The following is a 13030-nucleotide window of genomic DNA, read 5'->3' as shown; positions in this document are numbered from 1 at the left end:
CCCATGGCAGGATTCCGGCTCACCACAAAGGTCCAGGTCAGCGGCTGGCGCTTCCTCTTGCGTCGTGTCGAGCACGCGATCGTGCGCCGCGACACCCGGATGTTCGACGACCCGCTGCAGTTCTACAGCCGCGCGGTGATGTGCGGTGTCGTCATCGCGGTCGTCATCTGCATCGGGGCCGCGCTGCTGGCGTACTTCAAACCGCTGGGCAAACGCGGCTCGGACACGCTGTTGGTCGATCGCACCACCAACCAGCTCTACGTCATGGTGCCCGGATCCGACAGCATCCGGCCGGTCTACAACCTGACCTCCGCACGGTTGGTCCTCGGTAACGCCGCCACGCCGTCGGCGGTCAAGTCCGAGGAGCTCAACCGGATGACCAAGGGTCAGCCGATCGGCATTCCCGGTGCCCCGTACGCCACCCCGGTGGGCGCGCCGACCTCGACATGGTCGCTGTGCGACAACGTCATCAAGCCCGAGAGCGTCGCCCCCCAGGTGCAGACGTCGGCGTTGGTGATGCCATTGGCCATCGACGCCTCGGTGGGTCCGTTGCGTCCGAACCAGGGTGTGCTGGTCACCTATCAGAACCTGACGTGGCTGGTGACCGCCGATGGCAGGCACGCCATCGATATGGCCGACCGGGCGGTGACCTCCGCCGTCGGCATCCCGGTCACCGCGCGGGCCACCCCGATCTCGGAGGCACTGTTCAACGCCCTGCCCAACGTCGGGCCGCTGAAGCTGCCCGCGGTGCCGGGTGCGGGCGCGCCGAACACCCTCGGGCTGGCACCCAATCTGGTGATCGGATCGGTCTTCCGGACCCTGAACAACGATGTCGAACAGCGGTATGTCGTGCTGTCCGACGGTGTCGCCAAGGTCAACGGGACCACGTCGGCGGCGTTGCGCGCCACGAACTCCTTCGGGCTGATCACCCCGCCGTCGGTGGAGGCCAGCGATGTCGCCAGCATCCCCGAGCAGGTGTTCGTCTCGCCGCTGCCCGACGAGCCGATGGACATCCGGCTGCGCGCGGATGCGCCGACGCTGTGCTGGTCGTGGCAGCGCGATCCGGGCGACCAGGGACCACGCCAGACCGTGATCAGCGGCAGGCACCTGCCCGTGCCCCCCAGTCGGATGAACAGTGGGATCGACCAGATCTCTGGAAATGCCACCGTGTACATCGACGGCGGCCAATACATCAGGCTGCAGTCACCGGATCCGCGGTACGGCGAAAGCCTCTATTACGTCGACCCGCAGGGTGTGCGCTACGGGCTGCCCAACGAGGACACCGCCTCATCGCTGGGGCTCCACGGTCCGCTCACGGCGCCGTGGCAGGTGGTCAGCTGGCTCATCGACGGCCCGGTGCTGTCCAAGCAGGCCGCGCTGCTGGAGCATGACACCCTGCCCCCGAGTCCGAACCCCCGAAAGGTCAACGGCGAACTCGCTGCGCCCGTCGGTGCTGCCGCCCCGGCCGCTGGTGCACCCGCTCCCGCTCCCGGCGGCAACCTGCCCGCCCAGGCCCCCGGATCGCCGCTGCCGCCGGAAGGAGCAGGTGGATGACCACCAAGAAGTTCACCCCGATCATCAAGCGCGGCCCTCGGCTGACACCCGGTGAAATCACCATCACCCCACCGGATGACCTGGGAATCGACATTCCGCCCTCGGGTATCCAGAAGGCACTGCCGTGGGTCATGGGTGGCGGCATGCTGGGCATGATCGCGATCATGATCTTCACCGGCATCCGGCAGCTTTCGCCCTACATGCTGATGATGCCGCTGATGATGATCATGGCCACGGTCGGCTTCATGGCCGGTGGGGGGCCGGGTGGCAAGCGCGTCCCCGAGATCAACGCCGACCGCAAGGAGTACCTGCGTTACCTGGCGGGCCTGCGGACCCGCGTCACCACCTCGGCTGCCGCGCAGGTCACCTTCTTCAACTACCACGCACCGCATCCCGAGGATCTGCTCTCGATCATCGGTACCAACCGGCAGTGGTCTCGCCAGACCAACGCCGACTTCTATGCCGCTGTCCGCATCGGTGTCGGATCCGAGCCCGCCGTCGATCGCTTGCTCAAACCGTCTGTGGGCGGTGAGCTCTCGGGTCCCGCCGGCGCGCCGCAACCGCATCTGGAGCCCGTCAGCCACATGTGGCTGATCAAGTTCCTGCGTACCCACGGCCTCATCCACGACTGCCCGAAGTTGGTGCAGCTGAGAACATTCCCGACCATCGCCGTCGGCGGCGACGGTGCCCGGGCGGCGGCACTGCTGCGCGCCATGATCTGCCATCTCGCGGTGTTCCATCCGCCGGACCTGCTGCAGATCAGGGTGCTGACCGACAATCCGGAGGATCCGGATTGGGCGTGGCTCAAATGGCTGCCGCATGTGCAGCATCAGACCGACACCGATTCCGCGGGTGCGACGCGGCTGGTGTTCACCCGGCCCGACGGGCTGGCCGACCTGACCGCGCGCGGCCCGCACACCGCCGATGCCGCGCCAAGTGGGCCCTACGTGGTCGTGATCGACCTGACCGGGGGCAAGGCCGGTTTCCCCGTGGACGGCCGGGCCGGCGTCACGGTCATCACGCTCGGCAATCACCGCGGATCGGCCTACCGGATCCGGCTGGCCGACGACGGCACCGCCGACGACAGATTGCCCAACCAGACCTTCCGGCTGGTCGCCAACACCGCCGACCAGATGACGCCCACCGCGGCGGGTCGGGTGGCGCGCAAGCTGGCAGGCTGGTCGATCACCGGCACGATCATCGACAAGAACACCCGGGTGCACAAGAAGGTCGCCACCGAATGGCATCAGCTGGTGGGTGCCCAGTCGGTCGAGGAGGTGACCCCCGCCCGGTGGCGGATGTTCGCCGACACCGACCGCGACCGGCTCCGGATCCCGTTCGGCCACGAGCTCAAGACCGGCGACATCATGCACCTGGATATCAAGGAGGGTGCCGAGTTCGGTGCCGGCCCGCACGGGATGCTGATCGGTACGACGGGTTCCGGCAAGTCGGAGTTCCTCCGGACCCTGATCCTCTCGCTGGCCGCCACCCACCACCCCGACCAGGTGAACCTGCTGCTCACCGACTTCAAGGGCGGCTCGACATTCCTGGGCATGGAGAAGCTTCCCCACACCGCGGCGGTGGTCACCAACATGGAGGAAGAGGCGGAGCTGGTCAGCCGCATGGGCGAGGTGCTCTCCGGTGAACTCGACCGCCGCCAGTCCATCCTGCGCCAGGCCGGTATCCAGGTGGGCGCGGCCGGCGCGCTCTCCGGTGTGGCCGAATACGAGAAGCACCGCGAGCGCGGTGCCGACCTGGCCCCGCTGCCGACGCTGTTCGTCGTCGTCGACGAGTTCGCCGAACTGCTGCAGAACCACCCGGACTTCATCGCGCTGTTCGACCGGATCTGCCGCGTCGGCCGCTCGCTGCGTGTGCACCTGCTGCTGGCCACCCAGTCGCTCAATACCGGCGGCGTGCGCATCGACAAGCTGGAACCCAACCTCACCTATCGAATTGCGTTGCGCACCACCAGTTCCGCGGAGTCCAAGGCGGTGATCGGAACCCCGGAGGCGCAGTACATCACCAACAAGGAAAGCGGCGTCGGCTTCCTGCGGGTCGGTATGGAGGACCCGGTGAAGTTCCGCAGCGTCTACACCGGGACCAACTATGTTCCGGCCGCGGCGATCACCACCAACGGGGATTCCGCGCCTCGGATCCAGGTGCCCAGTCAGATACGGATCCAGCCCTTCACGGCCGCGCCCATGATGGATGCCTCGGGAGTGACACAACGATGACGTCCACAGAATCCGAGCCGCGCGTCCTGCGCGAAGTGGTGCTCGAACAGTTGACCACCGGTGAGGTTCGGGCCTACAAGATGTGGCTGCCGCCGTTGACCGATCCCACACCGGTCAACGAACTCGTCGAGCGTGATCAGCGCCAGCCCTTGCGATTCGGGCTGGGCATCATGGACGAGCCCCGTCGGCACCGCCAGGAGGTGTGGGGGATCGACGTGTCGGCCGCTGCGGGCAACATCGCCATCGGTGGGGCACCGCAGACCGGCAAGTCGACGTTTCTGCAGACGTTGGTGCTGTCAGCGGCGGCCACCCACACCCCGCGCCAGGTGCAGTTCTACTGCATCGATCTCGGTGGCGGCGGGTTGATGTACCTCGAAGACCTGCCGCACGTCGGCGGGGTCGCCACCCGCTCCGAGCCCGACCGGGTCAACCGGGCCGTCGCAGAGATGAAAGCCGTTCTGCGACAACGCGAGGCGATGTTCAAGCAGTACCGCGTCGGCTCCATCGCGTCGTACCGGCAGATGCGCGAGGATCCCAATCACCCGGCGTTCCACGATCCGTTCGGTGACGTGTTCCTGGTGATCGACGGCTGGCCGGCATTCGTCGCCGAGTTCCCCGACCTGGAGCCGGTGGTGCAGGACCTGGCCGGGCAGGGACTGGCATTCGGCGTACACACCATCATCTCCACCCCGCGCTGGACCGAACTGAAATCGCGGGTCCGCGATTATCTGGGCACGAAGGTCGAGTTCCGGCTCGGTGATGTCAACGAGACCCAGGTCGACCGGATGACCCGCGATATCCCGGCCAACCGCCCGGGCCGGGCCATCTCGGGGGAGAAGCACCATCTGATGATCGGTGTGCCGCGTCTGGACGGTGTGCACAGCGCCGCCGATATCGTCCCGGCCATCACCGCGGCGGTGGATCACATCGCCTCCCTGCACACCGATGAGGCACCCCGGGTCAGGGTGCTGCCCGAACGCATCCATCTGCGCGAACTCGATCCCACGCCGCCCGGCCCCGACGCCGACTACCGCACACGGTGGACCATCCCGGTCGGCATCCGGGAGTCCGACCTGTCGGTGGCCTACAACAACATGCAGATCACGCCGCATCTGCTGATATTCGGGGCGCCGAAATCGGGGAAGACGACGATCGCGCATGCGGTCGCCCAGGCGATCTGTTCCCGCAACAGTCCCGAGCAGGTCCGGTTCATGCTGGCCGACTATCGGTCGGGCCTGCTGGATGCGGTGCCGCAGAGCCATCTGCTCGACGCGGGGGCGGTGAACCGCAACAGCGCCTCGTTGGAGGAATCCATCAAGGCGCTGGCAGTCAACCTCAAGAAGCGCCTGCCGCCGCCGGACCTGACCACCGCGCAGCTGCGGGCCCGGTCGTGGTGGACCGGCCCCGACGTGGTGCTGCTGGTCGACGACTGGCACATGATCGTGGCGGCGTCCGGGATGGTGCCGCCGATGACACCGCTCGCGCCGTTGCTGCCCGCCGCGGCGGATATCGGCCTGCACATCGTGGTGACCTGCCAGATGAGCCAGGCGCACCGGGCCACGATGGACAAGTTCGTCGGCGCCGCGTTCGGTGCCGGATCCCCCACTCTGTTTCTTTCCGGTGAGAAGACCGAGTTCCCCTCGAGCGAGTTCAAACTCAAGCGCAGGCCCCCTGGCCAGGCACTTCTCATCTCTCCAGATGGCAAAGAGGTCGTTCAGGCCGCCTATATCGATCCCCCCGCAGAAGAAGTGTTCGGAGCACCCCCAAACGGTGGTTAATATGGATTGGTAGCCACTCAGCGAAATTGACGGTGGCTAGGCAGCAAACGGGGTCGGGGGAACGATTCTTATGCAACAGAGCACCAATTCTGTCTCCCTTCTCAGTTTTTGCATCCAGGCTTTTCCGACGATGTGAGGAGGTACGCGAATGCAACCGATGGCACACAATCCCGCTGTTCTCGGTGTCGGGAACCAGGTGATTGCGAACGGATCCCGGGGTTTGGCCACCGGAACCGCAGCCACCGCGGAGGCGTCGGCGCTGTTGCCGGCCGGTGCGGAAGAGGTATCTGTGCAGGCAGTCCTGGCGTTCGCCAGTGAAGGCGCACAGATGGCGGCGCTGAATGCGTACGCCCAGCAGGAGCTGGCGCGTGCCGGAGCCGCGTACCTCGAGGCGACCGGTATCTACACGACCGCCGACGCCCAGGCCGCCGCGACGCTGTCCTGACCGGGACGAGCGAATAACCCGCTATCGAGACTGAGTCCAGCAAATGGTTGCCTCAATTCCCCCTGTGCCGTTTGTGTACGGGGCCCTGCCTCCGGAGGTGAACACCGGCCGGTTGATGGCCGGTGCCGGTGCGGCGCCCATGTATCAGGCGGCGGCCGCCTGGGAGGCCTTGGCGATTGCGTTGGAAACCCAGGCCGAGGAGCTCTCGGCCAGCCTCGCCTCGCTGGCGGGTTCCTGGCAGGGCGGGGCCAGTGAGCAGGCGATCCAGGCGACCACGCCCATGATCGTCTGGTTGCACACCGCTGCCCTGCAGGCCCAGAAGCGGGCCATGCAGGCGATCGCGCAGGCGAACTCGTATCTGTTGGCCATGGCGGTGACGCCGCCGTTGGTCGAGATCGAGGCCAACCACGTCACGCATGCGGTGCTGGAGGCCACCAACTTCCTCGGTGTGAACACCGTGCCGATCGGGGTCAACGAGTTCGACTACTTCGTGCGGATGTGGACCCAGGCGGCCGTCGCGATGCATGGCTACCAGGCGGAGACGGCCGCGAACATCATGTTCGAACCGATCCCACCGCTGAAGCCGATCGTGATGCCCGGTGTCGGTGAGGCAGCACTGGGGTTCGCCTCGGGAAAGATCGCCGCCACCCTGCCGGGGTCGGCAATGCGCGAGCTGGCGTTCGCGCAGGTGGCGGCGCAGGCCAGTATCGAATCCGCGGCGCTGCATGTCGGCCGTGCCGCGGCGAACAGCAATGCGGCGATGGTGTCGGCGCAGACCCAGGCGCGCAAGGGCGAGAACACCGCGCAGCAGGCTCAGGGCGAGCCCGAGCAGCTGATGCAGGGCGCACAGCAGGGTGCCCAGATGGGTATGCAGGTCGCCTCGCAGGTGGGCTCGATGCTCGCCCAGGCTCCGCAGCAGATGATGCAGACGGTCACCCAGCCGATGCAGCAGATCCTCGCGCCGATGCAGCAGGTCAGTTCGATGTTCGGCCAGCTCGGTGGTGGTCTGAACAAGGGTGCGCAGTTCGGGCTGATGGGTGCCAGCCCGTTCTCCAATCATCCGTTGGCAGGCGGGACCGGGGCGGGCGCGGGCGCCGGACTGGTGCGCGCGGCGTCGTTGCCGGGCGCCGGCGGCACGCTGGCCAGCACACCGCTGATGAGCGGGCTGCTCGGACAGCCGGCAGGGGCGGCGGCCCCGGTCGGTGCGGCGGCCGGTGGTGCCGGTTCGGGGTTGGCCCCGGTCGGCAACGGTGCCGGCGGTGGACCCATGGGGGGCATGGGGCAGGGAGCGAAACGCGGTACGAATCGGCAAGGCCTGGCGGCGCCGTCCGCCCTCGCCCATGACCTGGGTGAGGACGAGGACGAGGACGACGACTGGTGAACCGTCTACCGACACAAGACTTCCCGGCCGAGGGGGCTGGAAGACTCGCCATCAGTGGTGAGGACACTGGAAAACAGAAAGAGTACCGAGCATGGCACAGATGAATACAGATGCCGCTGTCCTCGCCAAGGAGGCGGCCCACTTCGAGAGCATCTCCGGCGAGCTCAAGGGTGTTATATCGCAGGTCGAGGCCACCGGTGGTGCGCTCGCGGCCCAGATGGTCGGTCAGGCGGGCACCGCGGCACAGGCCGCGCTGCTGCGCTTCCACGAGGCCGCCGCGCGACAGGTTCAGGAGCTGAACGACATCTCCCAGAACATCCAGACTTCGGGCATGCAGTACACCACCGCGGACGAGGATCAGGCCGGCACGCTGTCGTCGGCCATGAACCTCTGACCTCTACCAACTTCCAAAGGAGATAACACATGTCGCAACAGGTTTGGCAGTTCGGCGGTATCGAAGGTTCCGCCGGTGAGATCAACGGCGCCGTCGGCGTCACCCAGGGTCTGCTCGACGAGGGCAAGGCCTCGCTCGCTTCGCTCGCCTCGGTGTGGGGTGGCTCGGGTTCGGAGGCCTACCAGGCCGTGCAGATGCGGTGGGACAGCACCTCCGCGGAACTGAACGCCGCGCTGCAGAATCTCGCGCAGACGATCAGCGAGTCCGGACAGCACATGCAGCAGATCGAGCATGGCGTCACCGGGATGTTCGCCTAGTCCAAGCGCACCAAGGGGTGGGCGGATTAGCCTTTGGGCATCCGCCCACTCCGTGTGTTTTTACAACGTGTTTTCAACGGCACGACTTTGAGAGGTGCTTATGTCGGCAGACTATGACCGGCTGTTCCATTCTTCCGGCGCGTCCGACGCTGCCGACGAGGATGCCGCGGCACGCCGTGAGGGTGCGTCCCCGATGCCGGTGAACGCCTCAGGGGCGGGCAGCGCGGGTTACGCCGGCGAGCACACTCCACCACCGATGCCGATTGCGCCCACCCAGGCCGCCGCGGCGCCGCCGGCCTCGGTCGCCCCGCCGCCCAGTGCATCCGAGGTGACCAGTCAGATTCCTGTCACCGGGCCGCAGCACGTCCAGAACGGCATGATGCGGACCCCGCAGACCGCCCAGCCCGCCGGAGCCCGATTCGAACAGCAGACCTTTGCGCCGCCTCCGCCGCGCTCCGCGCCTGCGCCGGCGCCCGCGCCGAGCGCGCACTACAGCGACACGATGGAGACGGGGTGGAATCCGTCCAGCGCACCGGCGCCCACCGGGCAGCCCGCCCCGACATCGGCGGCCAGCATGGGCAATCATCGGGCCATCGACGCGCTGTCACACGTCGGGGTTCGCACGGCGGTCAAGATGCCGTCGCAGCGCGGCTGGCGACACTGGCTCTACCTGCTGACGCGGATCAATATGGGCCCGTCTCCTGACGAGCTCTACGAGATGGACCTGCAGGCACGGGTGCGTCGAAATGCCAGGGACTCCTATCAGATCGGGGTGTTCGGGCTCAAGGGCGGCGTCGGCAAGACGGCCGTCACCGTGGCACTCGGTTCGGCGCTGAGCCGAGTTCGCGGAGACCGGATCCTGGCCATCGACGCGGACCCGGATTGCGGCAACCTCGCCGACCGCGCCGGTCGACAGTCCGCGGCAACCATCGCAGACCTGTTGTCGGACAAGGAATTGTCCCGCTACAACGACATCCGTGCATACACCAGCATGAACAGCGCCAATCTGGAGGTGCTGTCCTCCGAGGAGTACAGCGCGGCCCGGCGCGAGTTCAACGAAGACGACTGGAAGGGCGCCGTCAGCGTCGTATCCCGCTACTACAACCTGGTGTTGGCCGACTGCGGCGCGGGGTTGTTCCAACCGGCCTCGCGTGGCGTGTTGGCCACCGTCTCGGGCATGGTCATCGTGGCCAGTGCCTCGATCGACGGTGCACGGCAGGCCGCTGTGACCATGGACTGGTTGCGCCAGAACGGGTACCAGGATCTCCTCGGTCGGTCCTGCGTGGTGATCAACCATGTGACACCGGGCAAGACGAATATCGACGTCGAGGATCTGGTGCAGCAGTTCGAGCGGCACGTTGCGCCGGGCCGGGTGGTCGTGTTGCCGTGGGACAAGCACATCGCCGCGGGCACGGAGATCCAGCTGGACCTGCTCGGTAAGACGTTCCAGCGCCGAATCCTGGAGTTGGCCGCGGGGCTGTCCGACGACTTCGACCGGCTCGAACGGCGTTGACCGCGACAGCGGCGCCGTCGGGGGCGACAGGGACGGCATCGGTCACGCCGGGCAGGCCCGCCACCACCCGGGTCACCATTCTCACCGGTCGGCGGATGACCGACCTGGTCCTGCCCGCCTCGGCGCCCATCGAGACCTACATCGACGAGACGGTGTCGGTGCTCGCCGACCTGCTCGACGATTCGCCGCCGGATGTGCTGGCGGGCTTCGATTTCAAGGCCCAGGGCGTCTGGGCGTTCGCCCGTCCCGGTGCGCCGCCGATCAAGGCCTCGGAATCCCTCGACGAGGCCGGTGTCGTCGACGGCGCACTGCTGACGCTGGTGTCGGTGAGCCGGACCGAACGGTACCGCCCGCTGGTCGAGGACGTGATCGACGCCATCGCGGTGCTCGACGAGTCCCCTGAGTTCGACCGCACCGCACTCAACCGGTTCGTCGGACTGGCCATTCCGGTGGTGTCCACGATCGCGACAGTGGTCGCACTGGTGGCGTGGACGCAATCGGGCAAGGACTGGTGGTGGTCCATCGCGCTGGCGCTGCTGGGCCTCGCGCTGGTTGGCGGCGCCATGGTCGCCCGCTCCCGATACGAGAACGTGAACCTGTCCGAAAGCCTGGTGGTGGCCGCGCTTCCGGTGCTCGCCGGTGCGGCAGCGCTGGCGGTGCCGCTGCCTCGGGAGGCAGACGGGCTGGGCGCCCCCCAGGTCGCTGGCGCCGCGGCGGTGGCCCTGCTCTACACCCTGGCCACCCGTGGTGGTCCACGCAGACGCGCCAGCGTCGCCGCCTTCGTGGCGGTGCTGTCGGTGGCGATCACCGCCGGCGCGATCGCATTCGGATATGGCGGGCAGGAATGGGTTCCCGCCGGCGCCATCGCATTCGGACTGATCGTGGTCACCAATGCCGCCAAACTGACGGTGGCCGTTGCCCGGATCGCACTGCCGCCCATTCCCGCTCCTGGGGAGGCGGTGGCCAACGACGAACTGCTCGACCCGGTGATGCGACCCGATGGGGCGGACGAGGAGACGCCGACCTGGCAGGCGATCATCGCCTCGGTGCCCGACTCGGCTGCACGCCTGACCGAGCGCAGCGAGCTGTCCAAGCAGTTGCTCATCGGGTTCCTGACCGCCGGCGCGACGGTGCTGGCCGCCGGCGCCATCGCCGTTGTCGTGCAGGGACATTTCTTCCTGCACAGTCTGATCGTCGCCGCCTTGGTGACGGTCATCTGCGGCTTCCGATCACGGCTCTATGCCGAGCGGTGGTGCGCGTGGGCGCTGATGGCCGTCACCGTGGCCGTGCCCACCGGCGTCACGGTCCGGCTCTGCCTGTGGTTCCCCGACCAGTCCTGGCTGGTGCTGGGAATCTATCTGCTGCTGGCCATGGTTGCGCTGATCATGGTGGGCGCCACCGACAACGTCAACCGGCTCTCACCGGTCACCAAGCGGATCCTGGAACTGCTCGACGGTGCCTCGATCGCGGCGGTGATCCCGCTGCTGCTGTGGATCGCCGGGGTGTACGACCTGCTGCGGAACCTGCGCTTCTAGGACCCGGTGATCTCCGCGACGGCGTCGTTGAGCCGGTCGCGATCGGCGGCGACCGACTCGGAGGCCACCTCGGTCGCGTTGCGTAGAGCCTCGTTGAGGCGTTCCTCGATCGTGTGTGAACCCAGCCGCAGCAATCCATCGGCCAGATAGACGTCGACCAGTCGGTGGTGGCCGTTCAGCGTGACCTCCACGGTCTCGGATTCGTCCGTGGCGGTGAAGGATTCGCTGTCCATCTTGTGTAGCTGAGCGTCCATCAGCTCCTGCAACCGGCCGGCCTGTCGCAGTACGGCCGCCACCTCCGGATGCATCTGCTCGCTCACTTGGACTCCTTGTCCTGCACATCTTTACGCCGCCGTTGACCGATCACCGGTTCGGTGTAGGGACGGTCCTCGGTGTAGAGCTCCTCATCGGGTGCGAAGCGCGAGTCGCGACGCTTCTGCTGACCCTGCTGACCACCGCCGCCGTGGCCCATACCGCCCATACCGCCGCCCATACCCATGCCGCCGCCCATGGCCGACGCCGGTATCGCACCGCCGCTGCCGCCTGCTCGGGCGCCGCCGGCGGCGGGCCCGGGGGCCACCGTCTCGGCGCCGACGCTGGGCTGCAACGGCATCGACGGGACACCGCCGCCACCGCCGCCGGATCCCCCTCCGGAACCGCCGCCGCCGACGCCGGCCGGGGATACGCCGGGCTCGTCGAGATCGGGCAAGCCCGTATCGGGCAGGCCGCCACCGGGTAGACCTCCACCGGGAAGACCGCCGGACGGTGCACCGCCACCGCCGGGCTTCCCACCGCCGGACGGGGCGCCGCCACCGGACGGTGCGCCACCGCCCGAACCCTGGCCCGAGGACGGTGATCCCGCCTGCGGCGAGCCGGAGGGCTGACCGTTCTGCGGCGACATCGAGGCCGGCGATACCGCCGGCTGGCCGCCTCCGGGCGCTCCGCCACCGCCACCGGCACCGGCGCCGCCCGTTTCGTTGCTTGACGCACTGCCCCCGGTCCTGCTGCTACCGACAGGGATGTTCGGTGGCGGCGTCGGTTGAGCAGGCGGTAGATCTGTTGCGCCCGCGTAATCCTCTCGCATGTCGTCGGAGTTCTCTTGGAGGGTTTGCATATCTCGTTGAATCTCGGCCATCGCGAAGCCCTGCCCGCTCGGGTGTTTGGCCAGCGCTGCCAACTGAGCCTTGAGGGCCATGTAGCGGGTGTAGATCATTGTGTGGTTCGCCCGGGTCACGGAGTGCGTCGCATGCAGCACGTCAGCGTTGTCGGCCAACTTGTCCCATGCGTCGGCCAGACTTCCGAGCCAGTTTGAATACTCTCGCATCTTGGCCATGGCAGCGTCGGCCGCATCGCCCTCCCACCCCATCTTGAAATCACCGGCAGCGTTGGCGCGGTCTGCTGCGGCCGCGGCCCGGTACTCAGCGGCAACCACCGCCAGAGATGCGCCGTGATCACCCGCCTGCAGTAGTTGCTCGGTTTGCTCGACATCGCTGTATCCACCGGAGGTCATCGCGATTCTGGGTAGGTCTGGGATCTCGGGTAGTGGACCGCCTGGCTCTTCGACGACGATCGCGTCGATGGCGGCCGCCCGGCCGTCCTTGTCCATGACGCCGGCGTACTCCTTGTCGACCTTGCGGTACGCCGATGCCGTGCTGTGCAGCATATGTGTCAGCGTCATGTTCTGCTGATCGGCGATGGTCTGGTATTTCGCGAGTGCAGCGGCGTTGGCGTTGAGCTTCTCGACCGCGGCAGCGGAGCTCTGGAGGCCGTCGGGTGCTTGTGCTTTCGTTTCGACCGGCGGCCACTGGGCGCCGCTGCGCGCGTTGGCTGTTGCGTCCAGCTCGTCCGGATTGACCTGCAAACCACCCATGACTATCGC

Annotated in this window: 11 protein-coding genes; 9 read left to right on the top strand and 2 right to left on the bottom strand. The window is 67.4% G+C overall.

Annotation, left to right across the window (positions count from 1 at the left end):
• Positions 1 to 3 precede the first annotated feature (3 nt).
• The 9 genes from eccB (at position 4) to eccD (ending at position 11151) form a co-directional block, all read left to right on the top strand.
• Entirely contained in the window at positions 4 to 1554 is a 1551-nt protein-coding gene (gene eccB, locus G154_RS08960; RefSeq protein ID WP_019512284.1) for a type VII secretion protein EccB, read from the top strand.
• Complete coding sequence (eccCa, locus tag G154_RS08955) at positions 1551 to 3788, top strand: type VII secretion protein EccCa (RefSeq protein ID WP_019512283.1); 2238 nt, start codon at positions 1551 to 1553, stop codon at positions 3786 to 3788. Before eccB ends, eccCa begins: the two co-directional genes overlap by 4 nt.
• Positions 3785 to 5566 (top strand): type VII secretion protein EccCb, encoded by a 1782-nt coding sequence (gene eccCb / locus G154_RS08950; RefSeq protein ID WP_019512282.1) that lies wholly within the window; start codon positions 3785 to 3787, stop codon positions 5564 to 5566. The genes eccCa and eccCb overlap by 4 nt, the downstream gene beginning before the upstream one ends.
• 148 nt (positions 5567 to 5714) lie before the next feature.
• A complete protein-coding gene (locus G154_RS08945) occupies positions 5715 to 6011 on the top strand; it encodes a PE domain-containing protein (RefSeq protein WP_019512281.1) in 297 nt (98 codons plus the stop codon).
• 43 nt (positions 6012 to 6054) lie between these two features.
• Entirely contained in the window at positions 6055 to 7392 is a 1338-nt protein-coding gene (locus G154_RS08940) for a PPE family protein (protein ID WP_031601249.1), read from the top strand.
• A gap of 91 nt (positions 7393 to 7483) precedes the next feature.
• Entirely contained in the window at positions 7484 to 7786 is a 303-nt protein-coding gene (locus tag G154_RS08935) for a WXG100 family type VII secretion target (protein WP_019512279.1), read from the top strand.
• Positions 7787 to 7815: 29 nt separating this feature from the next.
• Positions 7816 to 8103, top strand: coding sequence for a WXG100 family type VII secretion target (locus G154_RS08930; protein WP_019512278.1), 288 nt, complete (start codon positions 7816 to 7818; stop codon positions 8101 to 8103).
• A 100-nt stretch (positions 8104 to 8203) separates the two neighbouring features.
• On the top strand, positions 8204 to 9616 hold the full coding sequence (locus tag G154_RS08925) for a MinD/ParA family protein (protein ID WP_019512277.1): 1413 nt from the start codon (positions 8204 to 8206) through the stop codon (positions 9614 to 9616).
• A complete protein-coding gene (gene eccD, locus G154_RS08920) occupies positions 9613 to 11151 on the top strand; it encodes a type VII secretion integral membrane protein EccD (protein ID WP_023985080.1) in 1539 nt (512 codons plus the stop codon). Before G154_RS08925 ends, eccD begins: the two co-directional genes overlap by 4 nt.
• Here the strand turns inward: eccD and G154_RS08915 are convergent.
• Both G154_RS08915 and G154_RS27290 read right to left on the bottom strand, forming a co-directional pair.
• Positions 11148 to 11471: a YbaB/EbfC family nucleoid-associated protein gene (locus tag G154_RS08915; protein ID WP_019512275.1), complete on the bottom strand. Its 324-nt coding sequence runs from the start codon at positions 11469 to 11471 to the stop codon at positions 11148 to 11150. The genes eccD and G154_RS08915 overlap by 4 nt on opposite strands.
• Positions 11468 to 13021, bottom strand: a complete 1554-nt coding sequence (locus tag G154_RS27290; RefSeq protein ID WP_019512274.1) for a hypothetical protein — start codon at positions 13019 to 13021, stop codon at positions 11468 to 11470. Before G154_RS27290 ends, G154_RS08915 begins: the two co-directional genes overlap by 4 nt.
• Positions 13022 to 13030: the final 9 nt, after the last annotated feature.

The sequence above is a fragment of the Mycobacterium sp. VKM Ac-1816D genome (genome assembly GCF_000416385.1).
GTDB lineage: Bacteria > Actinomycetota > Actinomycetes > Mycobacteriales > Mycobacteriaceae > Mycobacterium > Mycobacterium neoaurum_A.
The sequence above is the reverse complement of the archived record's forward strand: the minus strand, read 5'-3'. Positions and strand labels throughout refer to the sequence as shown.

Excerpts from the sequence above, each read along its gene's own strand:
- eccB (WP_019512284.1), top strand. The coding sequence starts at position 4 with ATGGCAGGATTCCGGCTCACCACAAAGGTCCAGGTCAGCGGCTGGCGC.
- eccCa (WP_019512283.1), top strand. The coding sequence starts at position 1,551 with ATGACCACCAAGAAGTTCACCCCGATCATCAAGCGCGGCCCTCGGCTG.
- eccCb (WP_019512282.1), top strand. The coding sequence starts at position 3,785 with ATGACGTCCACAGAATCCGAGCCGCGCGTCCTGCGCGAAGTGGTGCTC.
- G154_RS08945 (WP_019512281.1), top strand. The coding sequence starts at position 5,715 with ATGCAACCGATGGCACACAATCCCGCTGTTCTCGGTGTCGGGAACCAG.
- G154_RS08940 (WP_031601249.1), top strand. The coding sequence starts at position 6,055 with ATGGTTGCCTCAATTCCCCCTGTGCCGTTTGTGTACGGGGCCCTGCCT.
- G154_RS08935 (WP_019512279.1), top strand. The coding sequence starts at position 7,484 with ATGGCACAGATGAATACAGATGCCGCTGTCCTCGCCAAGGAGGCGGCC.
- G154_RS08930 (WP_019512278.1), top strand. The coding sequence starts at position 7,816 with ATGTCGCAACAGGTTTGGCAGTTCGGCGGTATCGAAGGTTCCGCCGGT.
- G154_RS08925 (WP_019512277.1), top strand. The coding sequence starts at position 8,204 with ATGTCGGCAGACTATGACCGGCTGTTCCATTCTTCCGGCGCGTCCGAC.
- G154_RS27290 (WP_019512274.1), bottom strand. The coding sequence starts at position 13,021 with ATGGGTGGTTTGCAGGTCAATCCGGACGAGCTGGACGCAACAGCCAAC.